This window comes from Algoriphagus sp. CAU 1675, assembly GCF_029222925.1.
Lineage (GTDB): Bacteria > Bacteroidota > Bacteroidia > Cytophagales > Cyclobacteriaceae > Algoriphagus.
The window spans coordinates 137,978-152,091 of the sequence record NZ_JARHUI010000004.1; the positions used below are offsets into that span (position 1 = coordinate 137,978).

The window sequence follows — 14,114 nt, forward strand, 5'->3', positions numbered from 1 at the left end:
TTTTTATTTGCCGAATTGCTTTTTCAACATGGCAAGTTTCTCCGCCATTGTTCCTCCCTCCTCTTTGTCTACCTTACGCTGAACAGGTTTTTCGCTACGTTTTCCACGCTCTGCAAATGGGTCGGATTTCATACTCAATCCAATTCGCTTTCTGGGAATATCCACTTCCATGACAGTAACCTGTACCTTTTGGTTGACGCTGACTACTTCATTTGGGTCTTTCACAAATCGATCAGCCAAATGACTCAGGTGAACCAGTCCATCTTGGTGTACCCCTACATCCACAAAAGCACCAAAAGCGGTAATGTTAGTGACAATTCCCGGAAGCTTCATTCCAGTTTTTAGGTCTGAAATACTATTCACCCCTTCTTCAAACTGAAAGATCTCAAAACTTTCCCTTGGGTCTCTCCCTGGTTTTGCCAATTCTTCCAAAATGTCCTGCAGGGTCGGTATTCCAACTGTTTCTGACACATAATTCTTCAAATTGATTCTATTTCGGAGTTCATCAGAATTCATCAAATCATGAACAGAGGCCCCAAGGTCCTTGGCCATTTTTTCCACCAGTTCATATCGCTCGGGATGCACGGCAGAACTATCCAAAGGGTGTTTTGCTTTTCTGATTCTAAGGAACCCAGCAGCCTGTTCAAAAGCTTTTTCTCCCAATCTCGGAACTTTGAGCAATTGGGCTCTACTGGAAAAAGGCCCATGCTGATTTCTGTAATCCACGATATTCTGTGCCAAAACAGGCCCCAAGCCTGAAACATAGGTAAGGAGTTGCTTAGATGCCGTATTGACCTCCACTCCCACTCCGTTTACCGCAGAAATCACAGTATCATCCAAGGCATTTTTCAAAGCACTTTGGTCCACATCATGCTGATATTGTCCTACACCAATGGACTTAGGATCGATCTTCACCAGTTCAGCCAATGGATCCATCAACCTTCTGCCTATGGAAACTGCTCCTCTCACCGTCAAATCCAAGTCCGGGAATTCTTCCCTTGCCACTTCCGAAGCGGAATAAATGGATGCTCCGGATTCATTGACCATAGTAACTATTACGGACTTTTGAAGCCCCAAGCTTTTCACAAAAGCCTCGGTTTCCCTTCCTGCAGTTCCGTTACCAATTGCTATAGCCTGAATATCATATTTCTCCACCAGGCCTTTCACTGCCAGCCCAGCTTCTGCTGTTCTTCTTTGGGGTTCATGGGGATAAATAGCCTCATAGTGTAGAAATTGACCTTGAGGTCCCAAGCAAACCAATTTACAACCGGTTCGGAATCCCGGGTCAATTGCCATCACTGACTTTTCACCCAATGGGGCCCCTAGAAGCAACTGTCGTAGATTTTCAGAAAAAACCCGAATGGCTTCCTCATCTGCCCGCTTCTTTGTCAATAGGCGGATTTCTGTTTCCATACTGGGTTTCAAAAGTCTTCTGTAAGAATCTTTTAAAGCAATTCTGACCTGATCCACAGCTGAATTAGATTCATTTTCGAGGATTTCCCTTTCCATCAAAGCCAATGCGCTTCCTTCTTCAGGACAGGAATCCAGCATCAAAAACAACTCCTTTTCTCCTCTTCTCATAGCCAATACCCGATGAGAGGGAGCGGTTTTGATGGGCTCAGACCAGTCAAAATAATCCTTGTATTTGATTGCTTCATTTTCCTTTCCAGGAATGACTCGAGAAGTAAAAACTCCATCCTCCAAAAAGAGCTTTCGCATTTTTTCCCTCAAGACAGCATTTTCATTCACCCACTCGGCTATGATATCTCTGGCTCCCTGAAGCGCTTCCTCTAGGGTTTTCACTTCTCTCTCCTCACTGATAAATTGCTCGGCTACCGCGTCCAGATCCATGGACTTCTGTTCAAAAATCTTTTCCGCCAAAGGTTCCAAGCCCTTCTCCCTCGCAATAGTTGCTTTGGTTCGACGCTTGGGTTTATAGGGAAGATAAATATCCTCCAACTTGGACATGGTCTCAGCCTCTTCTACTGCTTTTTTCAGTTCAGCTGTGAGTTTCCCCTGATCCTCTATGGACTTGAGTACAGCTTCCTTCCTCTTGTCAAGTTCACGCAACTGAAGCAGCCTATCCCGAACGGAAGCCACCTGCACCTCATCCAAACTTCCTGTAGCTTCTTTTCGATATCTTGAAATAAAAGGAACTGTAGCCCCTTCATCCAACAAATCCATGGTTGCTTTTACCTGTGAGGGCTTGACTTGAAGCTCCTCCGCTATTTTAATCTCGTAATTCATATCAAGGAGAAATTCGATCGTATTTGGTTTGCAAGATAAAAGTCCTTTTGGAGACAAAAAGGCTGAAATGTACAACTTGTCACTAACCAACTGTGATTGTGGATGTAAATTTGTATTCGAATTGAAATAAAGTAAAACGAGGGTTAGAAACTTAGCAAATTGGCATCCAGCTTCTATCCCTAAACTAAAAAAATATGGACTGGAAAAAAGAACTTAAATCCTGGGGTCTCATTTTATCATTCTTTGCGTTCCTGTATTTCACAGGACTTCTTCCTGTCATTCAGGGAGGAATTCAATCTGTTCTCTTGTCTACTGGTTTGATAAAACCTCAATTGGAACGGGTTGATTTAACCAATGAAAAATTTGATTACAGAGGTCAGTTTGTCGATTTCGAGGGAAATATCATTGACCTTCAGGATTATAAAGGAAAAACTCTTTTTATCAATCTATGGGCCTCTTGGTGCGGACCTTGCCGGGCTGAAATGCCCCACATTTCCGAGCTTTATAAATCTGTAAAAGATCAGGAAAACGTGGAATTTCTACTGGTAGGACTGGACAATGACTACGAAAAAAGCAAAAAATTCATAGAAGGGAAAAGCTGGTCCTTTCCTACTGCCCATGCCAGTTTCGGTTTGAACAAAAGCCTTCAAAGTGAATCCATCCCAACCACTTTGGTGGTTAACCCAGAAGGAAAAATCGTCTTTTATCAGGAAGGAATGAGCAACTTCAACACACCTGAATTCAGGGACTTCCTTCTGGCCCAATAAACCATTTCCTTCGTTTCTTAGTGAATTATAGGATTTTCATTGGCAGGAAAAAGGAATTGTTGTATTCTTATTTTCTGACCTGATAACCTATGAAAAAGTTCCTATTGGCAATTTGTCTAATTGCTATAGAGTCCCTGTCTGTACAGGCGCAAAACTCTGTGCTCTGGTATAAAAATCCTGCCGAAAAATGGGAAGATGCACTCCCAGTAGGGAATGGACGATTGGGGGCTATGGTTTTCGGGAATCCCCAAAAAGAACGCATCCAACTAAATGAGGATTCCCTTTGGCCGGGTGGACCGGATGATTGGGATCTAGCGGAAGGAAGACCAGAAGACCTGCAGCAAATCAGGAATTATCTTTTAGAGGGGGACAACCAAAAAGCAGATTCGCTTCTGGTACTAAAATTTTCCAGGAAAGGAATTACACGTTCCCATCAAACCCTTGGAGATTTATGGTTGGATTTTTCATGGAATAAGGTCAGTGAATACAAAAGAAGCTTAGATCTGGGATCGGCAATTTCCAAAGTTGAATTCCTCAGTGAAGGATATTCTGTACAACAGGAAGTATTTGCCTCTGCTCCGGATGATGCCCTCCTGATACGTCTCAAAACCTCTCATCCATCAGGGTTTAACGGAACAATCCGTCTGACTAGACCGGATGATGAAGGTGTTCCCACTGTCCAAACCCAAACCCTGAACGACAATCTTCTGGAGATGACCGGAATGGTCACTCAACGGGGAGGACAAATTGATTCCAAGCCCTTTCCGATTCTGCATGGGGTTCAATTTCGGACTTTACTTTTGGCACAGCATCAAGATGGACATATTCAAGCCTCATCCGACTCATTGGTGGTTAAAGGAGTAAGTGAAATCACCCTCAAGTTGGTAACTGCCACCTCCTTTTACCATGAGGATTTCACAAAATCAGCAGAGCTAGAACTGGACCGGATCGCTTACAAAAGCTGGGGAAGATTAGTATCTGCCCACCAAAGAGATTATGCTAGCTGGTTTGATCGAATGAGTCTTCAACTTGGGAATGAACCGACTGAGGACATCCCCACAGATCTGCGAATCAAAAAAGTAAAAGAGGGACAAACCGATCTTCATCTAGAAAAACTTCTCTTCGATTACGGGCGATATTTGCTCATTTCATCCTCCCGACCAGGTTCCAACCCCGCCAACTTGCAGGGACTTTGGAACCAACACATTTCGGCACCTTGGAATGCAGATTATCATTTGAACATCAACCTTCAGATGAACTATTGGCCTGCAGAAGTTACGAATCTTCAGGAACTACACCTTCCACTTTTTGATTTCACGGATGCATTAATAGAGAACGGGAAAAAAGCCGCAACTGTAAACTTCCAAATGAAGGGAGCCATGGTTCCCCACACCACAGACCTTTGGAAAATCCCTTTTCTTCAGGCAGCCACAGCTTATTGGGGGAGCTGGATCGGGGCCGGTTCCTGGCTTGGAAGGCATTACTGGGAGCATTATCTATTTACCGGAGACAGAAGTTTCCTGGAAAAAAGAGCCCTGCCCGCCATAGAGCAGCTGGCTCAGTTTTATTCAGATTGGTTGATTGTTGACCCAAGGGATGGAAAACTGGTCTCTGTCCCCTCCACTTCACCAGAAAACCAATTTATCAATGCCAAGGGACAAAAAGTTGCAAGCACCTTGGGAGCAGCCATGGATCAGCAACTCATAGAGGATATCTTTTCCATTTATCTCCAAATCTGTCAATTAACGGGCCATACCTCAGTATTGAAAAATAAGATCCAGAGGCAAATCCAAGACCTAAGACCTGGAATCCAACTGGGTTCTGATGGAAGAATTTTGGAATGGGACCAAGAATATGAAGAGCCCGAAAAAGGCCATAGACATATGTCCCATTTGTATGCCTTTCATCCCGGGGCATCCATATCTTCCCTTCAGACTCCAGAATACTTTGAAGCTGTCAAAAAGACTCTGGACTACAGGCTTGCCCATGGAGGTGCAGGAACAGGCTGGTCCAGAGCTTGGCTCATTAATTTTTCCGCAAGGCTTCTGGACGGGAACATGGCACATGGCCACATTCAAAAATTGATCAGCCAGTCTTTGTATTCCAATCTTTTTGATGCACATCCTCCTTTCCAAATCGATGGAAATTTTGGCTATACAGCCGGAATTGCTGAAATTCTGATTCAATCCCATGAGGATGGAATTATCCGCATTTTACCGGCCTTACCTGAATCTTGGGACCAAGGAAAGGTGAAGGGAATCAAAGCCAGAGGTGGCTATGTATTAGATTTCGATTGGAAAAACGGAGAACTGCTTCATCTCAAAATCCTTTCCCTCCTGGGGGGAAAAACCACACTAATGGTCGACGGGTCAGAAATTGAGCTGGAACTTCAAAAAGGAGAAAGTTTGGAGTTAGAATTCTAAGCATTGGGTCAATATCTATTGGGAATTAAGCAAAGTTTATCATCTGGTTAAATTAAACTTTGCAAAGTTCTTTTTCCGTGATTTCTCTTCAACTTAGAAATAAATCCTCCCTAAAAAGCTTATTTTCAAGAATAAATAAGAACATCTATGCACTTCCCAAAAATCCTCTTTCTGATATTTTTTTCAGTTTTGGTAATCAGCAACAGCATTGCCCAAGACATCCGGGTTTACAAGGAACCCAAATTCTCCTTCGATTGGACCCGGCCATCTTTGCATCCGGACAGGGTGATTTTAAGTTTTGGAGAAAACCCTTCTTCTGAAGCATCAGTCACTTGGAGAACCGACAGCTCTGTCAAAAAAGCTTTTGCCGAAATCGCTCCTGCCGCTGGAGCTCCGAAATTTTGGAGAAATGCAAAAACCATTGCTGCTTTATCTGAAACACTTGATTTTTCCGACATCCCTGATGCAAATAATACAGCCAGCTACCATTCAGTCAAATTTCAAAATCTGGAAGCCAACACGACTTATGCATACAGGGTGGGTGATGGAGAGCATTGGAGTGAGTGGTTTCAATTCAAAACTGCTTCTACAAATCCAGATGAGAAGTTCTCATTTCTATATGTCGGAGATGCCCAAAACTACATCTTGGAATTGTGGTCCAGACTCATTCGGGAAGGATTCAGAAAAGCTCCGGATGCCCGTTTTTTCATCCATGCCGGTGACTTGATCAACAACGCCCACCATGATCGCCAATGGCACGAGTGGTTTACAGCAGGAGGCTTCATCCACAGCATGGTTCCTACCATGTCAATTCCAGGCAACCATGAGTACGGTTTCAAAAATGAGTCCGACAGAGCTACCGGAACAAGAAGCCTCTCTGTCCAGTGGAAACCCCAGTTTACACTTCCGGAAAATGGGCCTTCCGGATTGGAAGAGACAGCCTATTTCATGGATTATCAGGACACCAAATTCATCTTTTTGGACAGCAATAAGGACTGGGAAAAGCAAGCACAATGGCTAGAAGAAATCCTCCAGAAGAATGATAAAAAATGGACTATTGTATCCTATCACCACCCCTTGTTTTCAGCATCCGCCGGCAGGGATAATGAGGCTCTTAGGAAGATTTGGAAACCGATTTTCGACAAATACAAAGTCGATTTAGCATTGCAGGGCCATGACCACTCTTACGCCCGGGGAAGGGTTTCTCCTGTTGAAAATATTATGGACGGAACCAACATGCGGGACAAAACTGGAACCGTCTATGTAGTCTCGGTCAGTGGAGGGAAAATGTATGGGCTTGATCCGAATGGTTGGGCAGGTTTGGGAGCCGAACGAGACCGGGCGGCTGAAAACACGCAACTTTTCCAGGTTATCACCATTGAGGGCAATCATCTTAAATTCGAGTCCTATACAGCAGTAGGTGAACTTTATGATGCTTTCGAACTGATCAAAGAGAAAAATGGACTGAATAAATTTGTAGAACATAAAGGAGAATTAGGTCCGGAATATCGCTTTGAAAACAGCATTCCCTATGAAGATCAACTCCCTAAAGAACTGGAATCACAGCTCATTAAGTCCCATCCGGATTTTCAAATCCAAAGGGTCAATTACGTTGATAAAGATGGAGAGATTGAATTTTCCGTTCAGTTAAAGAATAAAGAAGGACAGAATAAAAGCCTTCTATTGGATCGACAGGGAAATGTAATTGAAGAAAAATAAGGTTTTGGGAAACTATCCAAAGTACTTTGGTTGAATTATAGTGGTTTTAACCTATCTTTTAAAAAGTACACCCAAAATCACCATGCAGGACAAACGTAGAATCACTCTAAAGGATATCGCGAGAGATCTTGGAATCTCCATTTCCACTGCTTCCAGAGCCTTGAATTCCTATTCTGGAATTTCAGATGAAACCATCAAAATGGTGAAAGATTATGCTGAAAAACACAATTATGTCCCAAATAGCATTGCAGTTAATTTCAGAAAAAACAAGACACTGACCATTGGAATGATCGTGCCGGAATTGGTCCATCATTTTTTTTCTTCCGTAATCAGTGGCGCCATCTCAGAGGCAAACAAACAAGGATATAGACTATTGGTCAGTCAGTCCGATGAATCATTGAATAATGAAATCAGAGCCTGTAGAAGCATGTTGGCGGGAAGTGTGGATGGATTGATCATTTCCATTTCCAATGAAACACAAGAGGGAAGCCATATCCGTGAATTTCTGGATGAAGGAAAACCGGTAATCCAATTTGATAAAATCATAGAAAACCTAAAAACCCCAAAGGTCATCACCGATGACTTCGAAAGTGCCTATATAGCCGTAAAACACCTGATTGATCAAGGGTACAAAAAAATAGCCCACATTAATGGCCGCAAAGAGGTCAAAAACTCAATAGATCGACTTCAAGGCTACAAACAAGCCCTTTTGGACCATAGATTAGAATTCCGTGAAGATTGGGTTCCCCATTGTACCGATATCAGTGAAAAAGAAGGATTTGATTATGCCCAACAACTCATGAACCTTCCAACTCCCCCAGACGCAATTTTCTGCATCACAGACTTGGTAGCTTTGGGGGCACTGAACTTTCTAAAGAAAAATGGCTACAAAGTTCCTCAGGAAGTGGGAGTCATGGGATTTAGCAACTGGAAAATAGCCGAGGTAGTGGGTCCAGGCTTAAGCTCTGTAGACCAACATGGTTTTGAAATGGGTGAAAAAGCCACTTCTCTCCTTTTGGAATTATTGAAGGAAGGTTTAACAGGGGAAAACAAAACCTATAAAATCGATACGGATTTGGTCATCCGGGAATCTACCCAAAAATCATGACCCTATCTCCCCCCTTTTTCACCTTAATAAACAACTTCCAAAATCCTGAAGCCATAGGGCTCTAAAACCAGGTATTCATTATCCAATCCCACATATTGCCGGGAATCAGTCCAATGATCGTAGAGAACACTTGGGGCCACTCCCTGCTCCTTAAAAGCATACCAAGTAAGTAAAGCCGTTTCGCTTCCGAAGTTAAAGACACAATAAATCCGCTGTTCCCCCAAACTTCTCAAATAACCGGCAACATGGATGTTATGCGGACTCATCCAAACAATATTTTTATAATCCCCTATGGCAGGGAGTTTTTTTCGTATTTGAAGTAGCCTTTGAGTTCCCTCAAACACCTTGTTTTCTACGGTCCCCGGTTCTTTTCTCTTTTCTACACCTTCCCAATTAATGATGGGTCTGTGCATCCATCGGTTATCATAACTCTTCCCTGGATCATGCAGATAGCTGTAATCATTGGTCAATCCAAGTTCATCCCCATAAAAAAGCATGGGTAAACCTCCCAGAAAAATCGCATGAGCCTGCATCATCAGGATTTTCTGAACTGATTGGCTTATCATAAAAGAATTCCCTTCCTCCAGTGCCTTTTCCAAACCGCAAAGTGAAGCCATAGAACCTGAAATCCTGGCATCGCCCGTTTTGGGATTGGAAGAAAACAAAGCTCCTTTTGCAGGGCTATGCGGAAATTTCCCTGAATAATAATCCTTTAAGAAACTTCTATGCAAATAGGGATCTTTTCCCGTAGCCTTGATCATCCAGTCATCATAGCCCAGCCCAATGTCATCGTGGCATCGGGTGTAAGTGATCCAGCTGGTCCCAAAAGGCTTTTGCAAAATATCATTTTGGGCAGCTAGCATCACCTTGGTTTCTCCTGAAGCCAACATATCCCATTGAAGGGCCATTTGCGTAGCGTTGTAGGCAAAATCACATTCCCGAGCCGTATATTGCTCTGTTCCGAAATACTTCATGATTTCTTTAGGTGCTACAATGGCTTCTCCTAACAAAGCCATTCCAGGAGTCGCTATTTGTACTGCCTGCTTGATCAATCGAAGTAAGGTATGCGCTTTGGGCAGGTTCTGACAGCTTGTTCCAGACTCTTTCCAAATAAATGCCGGTGCATCAATCCTCAATAAATCCACCCCCAAATTGGCATAGAAGAAGATGTTCTCTAGCATTTCCTTTAAAACCCAGGGGTTTCTGTAATTCAAGTCCCATTGATAGGAATGGAACACTGTCATTACCCACTGATTACATTCAGGACTCCATGTGAAATTGCCCGGGGCACTTTCGGGGAAAATCTCCGGCATTTCTGTTTCAAACTGATTGGGAATCCATCGATTCTCATATATGTAGAAAAAGTCCTGATAAAATGGATCCCCGGCCTTCGCTTTTTCTGCCCATTCATGGCGATGTGAAGTATGGTTGAGAACTATATCCAACATCAGGTACATGCCCTGCTTGTGCATTTTCTTCCGAACCTGCTTGAGTTCGGCCAATGTACCGAATCTCTTGTCCACTTTCCTGAAATCAGACACGGCATACCCTCCATCACTTTCTCCCTCTGGGCTTTCGAAAATCGGCATCAAATGAAGAAAATTCACTCCTAACTCCTCAAAATAAGAAAGTTTGGTCTTTAAGGTTTTGAGATTACCGCAGAATCTGTCTACATATAAACTCATCCCTGCCAGCTCATTGCTCAAAAACCAATTCCCCTTTCCCAATTTTTCAGAATCTCTTTTACGCAGGGAATTTTCTCTCTCCAAATAAGCATCTACTATGCTCTCTATAAGTTTTTTAAAAAAAACTTCAAAATCATGGTGGCCTCCATAAATCTCTTCAAAAAGATAGAAGAGGGATTCATATCCCTCGATAAAGCGGATGGAGAATTCTTTGTCCCTTTTCTTGAGGTCAATTCCTTTTGCTGAAAAAACTTCCTCCAACAGAGGAGCTATACTTCTTATCGAATCCATTTATTTTTCAAATTCAATCAATGGCCGCCTGACAAGCCAACATTTTCGACTTTTACTTTTTTATTTTCCTTGATCAGAAGAGTAGCCAAGGCTGCAATCAACAGTAAAACACCCCCAAAAAGAATCGCTGCACCCGGATCATTGTTGAGAAAGTTTTTAGAAACAAAACCAAAGGTCAGAGTCTGCAAAATCATGGGGATTACGATCATCATATTGATGATCCCCATATACACCCCATAGCGCTCTTTCGGAATTTGGTTTACCACCAGCAAATACGGTACGCCCATCATACTTGCCCACGCTATTCCAAACCCGGTCATTGGTATAAACAAGGCATATTTATTTTCTAGTTGAGGAAAAATCAACAAACCAATACCCGCAAGGATAAGGCATAGAAAATGCACTTTTTTTGGGCCATATTTTTGAGCCATTCCTGCCAGGAAAAAAGCAGAGAGGAAGGTTACGATATTATACCAGCCATTGACCAAACCGGTCCAGCCCACTGCTTCTTCAAACAAAAGTTTATCCCCAGAAGGGGTTGTATTCCAGACAGATTGTGCAATACTCTTTGCGGCATTCTGCCAATAACAAAAGAGCGCATACCATTGAAACAAGTAAACTAGGGCAAGTTTCCACATCACGTTAGGCATATCCATGATAGACTCTATGATTTCCAGGTTTTGGGCAAATAGAATCCGAGTAGTTGGATTTCCCTCCGTCTTCTTCATCACTCTTCTCAATAAACCTTTGGAGAAAATGGACGGAATCAACAAAAGTATAAATACCAAATAGGCAAAAAGAGTGGTGAGAATGGAAAGAAAAAACTGAACGGCAGGATGTGGCATCCCGGCAGTTCTTTCCTTCAAAGCCACCAATTCCTCTGGTGTAGGTGGTATTTCAGGAGTTTTGGAAATACTCCACATTACCGAGGTGATGGAACAAACTGTACCCAAGAAAAAGGAAGCGTATACCCAATAGGGAAGTGAACCTGCTGTACCGGTAATGTATTTCTGGAAGACGAAGAGAGAGACATTGGCTAAGGTAATCCCAAGACCTGTAAAAAAACTCTGGGTCAAAAACCCGGTGCTATACTGTTCATCCGGAAGCTTGTCCGCAATGAGGGCCCGGTATGGCTCCATTGCTGTATTATTAGCCGCGTCCAACACCCAAAGCAGTCCTGCAGCCATCCAAAGTGAGCTACTGAAAGGATAGAAAAACAAACAGATGCTGCACATCAAGGCACCGATAAAAAAGTAAGGTTTTCTTCTTCCGTATTTTGGACTCCATGTATTATCACTAAGGGCACCGATTATGGGCTGAATCAGTAAACCTGTCATAGGACCAGCCAAATTCAAAATCGGGATTTCATCCGGCATGGCTCCCAACATGTCATAAATTGGATTGACTGCACTCTGTTGAAGCCCGAAACTATACTGAATGCCAAAGAACCCGACATTCATGTTGATAATTTGGGAGAAGGAAAGACGAGGTTTTGACATAGATAAATGCGTAGTTATTTTGGGTATGGAGTTTGAAATTCAAGAAAATTTCAAATTCGCCAAACTAACATACAAACTTTATCTCTGAAGAAAACCGGAAAACAATAGAAAATTAACGAAATATTTATGCAAACGATTGATTATTTTGACAAGTCTAAAAATTCATTAATCAACGTAATTTTCCAAATTCTCAATCGTGCCGTTTACCTTCCAAAACCTTGAACAAATGTAATACTGCAGGAAAAATCGCGTCCATAGATTCCTTTGCTCCGGCTGTAGAACCCGGAAGAGCCAAAACCAACATATTCTTGATCATTCCTGACACGGAGCGGGAAAGCATTGCCGTAGGTACGCGTTGCTGTCCATAATCTCGGATAGCCTCCTCAATCCCCGGTATTCTTCTTTCAATCAAAGACTCCAGAGCCTCAGGTGTTACATCCCGTGGGGAAAGTCCAGTTCCCCCGGTCAAAATCAATAAATCTATCCCTTGTTCTTCTTTCTCCCGGACCTGGCTTCTAATCAATTCTACCTCATCAGGAACCACCAAATAATCAGACACTTTCAACTTGAGACTTTCTAGTTTCTCAAGTATAGCTTTCCCTGCTTTATCCTCCCCTTTGCCTGAGGAAATAGAGTCCGAACAAACCATCACAGCAGCGTTGAGTCCAGAAAAATCCGTTTTCGAGTGGTCAGACTTCCCTCCTTTTTTATCCAGCAACTTAATTTGCTCAATACTAATCCCCTTGTCAATTGGCTTCAGCATATCATACATGGTCAGTGCTACTACAGATGCTGCATGCATTGCCTCCACTTCTACCCCAGTTTTGTAAACAGTATGAATCTCCACCAAGATTTTGATCTCCATTTCGCCCACCTCATACCTTACGGCTGTAAATTCCACGGGCAATGGATGACAATCCGGAATCATATCCGCCGTTCTTTTTGCTGCAAAAAGCCCAGCTGTTTTGGCCATTTCCAAAACATCACCTTTTGGGACAGTCCGGTTTTTGACTGCCAAAATTGTTTCAGGTGAACCAACCCTAACGATGGCCTGAGCGACTGCTTTTCGTAAAGTGGTGTTCTTATGGGTGATATTGATCATAACTGATTCTGGGAGATTTTTTGAGCCGAGATCATGTCTTGGATGAAATCTTTCAAATGCTCGATTTCAACATGGTCCATCAGGACAATTTTATACCATTCATTGTGCTCATCATGGGATTGAGGCACCAAGTTATATTTATGTGCAATGGCTTCAGGTACGGCAGCTGCCCGGATTGTGACAATGTTCATTTCCGGCTCTCGGAAATAAGGAATATTCAGAAGGTCCAATTGCTTACACAGCCAGTTGGTGCGCATTTTCAAAACTGAGATTTTCTCAAACCATTTATGGGGTCCATAGGTGGTCAAAATAGTCCAGACAGCAACGGCATTGGCCCCGGATCGGCTTCCACAAAGGGTCAAATCCATACCCTCTACGTATTGGGCTTCCTTGGTCAAAACGTTTTCAATTAAACCCTTCCTACAAACAAAAATCCCAGTTCCATAGGGGGCCTGAAGCATTTTATGTGCATCAATTGTCAAGGAGGAAATATCCGGGTTCTCAAAGTTTATCTGATTTTCAGAATCTGAAAAAGGATATACAAAACCACCATAAGCTCCGTCAATATGGATCCTGAACTTGGTCTGATGTGATTTCAAAACCTTCGCAAAAGGAATTGGATCATCTACCGAACCAAACATGGTGGTCCCCATATTAGCAATAGCAATAAAGTACTTTTTCCCTCTAGCCAAACAGGATTTTACAGCATTGTCTATAGCCTCCTCGCTGACTTCTCTCGTATCAGATTGAACCGGGATTTTTTCCCATTCCAACATCAACAAATTAGCTCCTTTAGGTATGGAATAATGGGTATCCTCAGAGGCGAGAATCACTATTTCATCCAATTGGGCTCCATATTTTTTAATAAACTCATTTCTATAGATCCAGAGTGCCTGGATATTGGCCTCTGTTCCCCCAGGGGATATGTAGCCGTCATAACTCCCCTCTTCAATCTTGAAAAGATCCACGGCAATCATATTCAGAACCTCGCGCTCCAGATCCTGGGTGCCTTTGAAGGCAAATTCGGAAGTACCAAAGGTATGGCAACCGATATGGTTAGGATTGGCAATATAGGTATTCAATACTGGCATTTCCCGAAGGAAAAGAGATTCATTGGTAAACACCTTTTCATCTAAGCGGGAAGCAGGGTAGCCTAGGTTGGCATCTTTAGAAAAGTCCACATTTTCTTTCAAAGCCTTCTGGACTCTATTAAGCCTTTCTTCGGCTGTCAGCTTTCTCCAGAATTTCATATTGATTTCCATACTCTACGTAT

At 42.8% G+C, this 14,114-nt stretch carries 9 protein-coding genes; 4 read left to right on the forward strand and 5 right to left on the reverse strand.

What is annotated here, in order from left to right:
- Window positions 1–3 precede the first annotated feature (3 nt).
- Window positions 4–2,247 carry a Tex family protein gene (locus P2G54_RS10610; protein WP_275870922.1) on the reverse strand — a complete coding sequence of 748 codons (2,244 nt, stop codon included), beginning with the start codon at window positions 2,245–2,247 and terminating at the stop codon, window positions 4–6.
- A 194-nt stretch (window positions 2,248–2,441) separates the two neighbouring features.
- Between P2G54_RS10610 and P2G54_RS10615 the strand changes: the two genes are divergently transcribed.
- The 4 genes from P2G54_RS10615 to P2G54_RS10630 all read left to right on the forward strand — a co-directional run bounded on the left by P2G54_RS10615 (window position 2,442) and on the right by P2G54_RS10630 (window position 8,264).
- On the forward strand, window positions 2,442–3,014 hold the full coding sequence (locus P2G54_RS10615; protein WP_275870924.1) for a TlpA disulfide reductase family protein: 573 nt from the start codon (window positions 2,442–2,444) through the stop codon (window positions 3,012–3,014).
- Window positions 3,015–3,103: 89 nt separating this feature from the next.
- The gene (locus P2G54_RS10620; protein ID WP_275870925.1) at window positions 3,104–5,437 is read left to right on the forward strand and encodes a glycoside hydrolase family 95 protein; all 2,334 of its coding nucleotides are present in this window, start codon (window positions 3,104–3,106) and stop codon (window positions 5,435–5,437) included.
- A 147-nt stretch (window positions 5,438–5,584) separates the two neighbouring features.
- Window positions 5,585–7,156 carry a metallophosphoesterase family protein gene (locus P2G54_RS10625; protein WP_275870927.1) on the forward strand — a complete coding sequence of 524 codons (1,572 nt, stop codon included), beginning with the start codon at window positions 5,585–5,587 and terminating at the stop codon, window positions 7,154–7,156.
- A gap of 82 nt (window positions 7,157–7,238) precedes the next feature.
- On the forward strand, window positions 7,239–8,264 hold the full coding sequence (locus tag P2G54_RS10630) for a LacI family DNA-binding transcriptional regulator (protein WP_275870929.1): 1,026 nt from the start codon (window positions 7,239–7,241) through the stop codon (window positions 8,262–8,264).
- A 23-nt stretch (window positions 8,265–8,287) separates the two neighbouring features.
- Here the strand turns inward: P2G54_RS10630 and P2G54_RS10635 are convergent, their stop codons facing one another.
- The 4 genes from P2G54_RS10635 to P2G54_RS10650 form a co-directional block, all read right to left on the reverse strand.
- A complete protein-coding gene (locus tag P2G54_RS10635; protein WP_275870931.1) occupies window positions 8,288–10,240 on the reverse strand; it encodes an alpha-amylase family glycosyl hydrolase in 1,953 nt (650 codons plus the stop codon).
- A gap of 17 nt (window positions 10,241–10,257) precedes the next feature.
- Complete coding sequence (locus P2G54_RS10640) at window positions 10,258–11,739, reverse strand: MFS transporter (RefSeq protein ID WP_275870933.1); 1,482 nt, start codon at window positions 11,737–11,739, stop codon at window positions 10,258–10,260.
- Window positions 11,740–11,929: 190 nt separating this feature from the next.
- On the reverse strand, window positions 11,930–12,841 hold the full coding sequence (gene moaCB, locus P2G54_RS10645) for a bifunctional molybdenum cofactor biosynthesis protein MoaC/MoaB (protein WP_275870935.1): 912 nt from the start codon (window positions 12,839–12,841) through the stop codon (window positions 11,930–11,932).
- Window positions 12,838–14,103: a pyridoxal-dependent decarboxylase gene (locus P2G54_RS10650; RefSeq protein WP_275870936.1), complete on the reverse strand. Its 1,266-nt coding sequence runs from the start codon at window positions 14,101–14,103 to the stop codon at window positions 12,838–12,840. The genes moaCB and P2G54_RS10650 overlap by 4 nt, the downstream gene beginning before the upstream one ends.
- Window positions 14,104–14,114 lie beyond the last annotated feature (11 nt).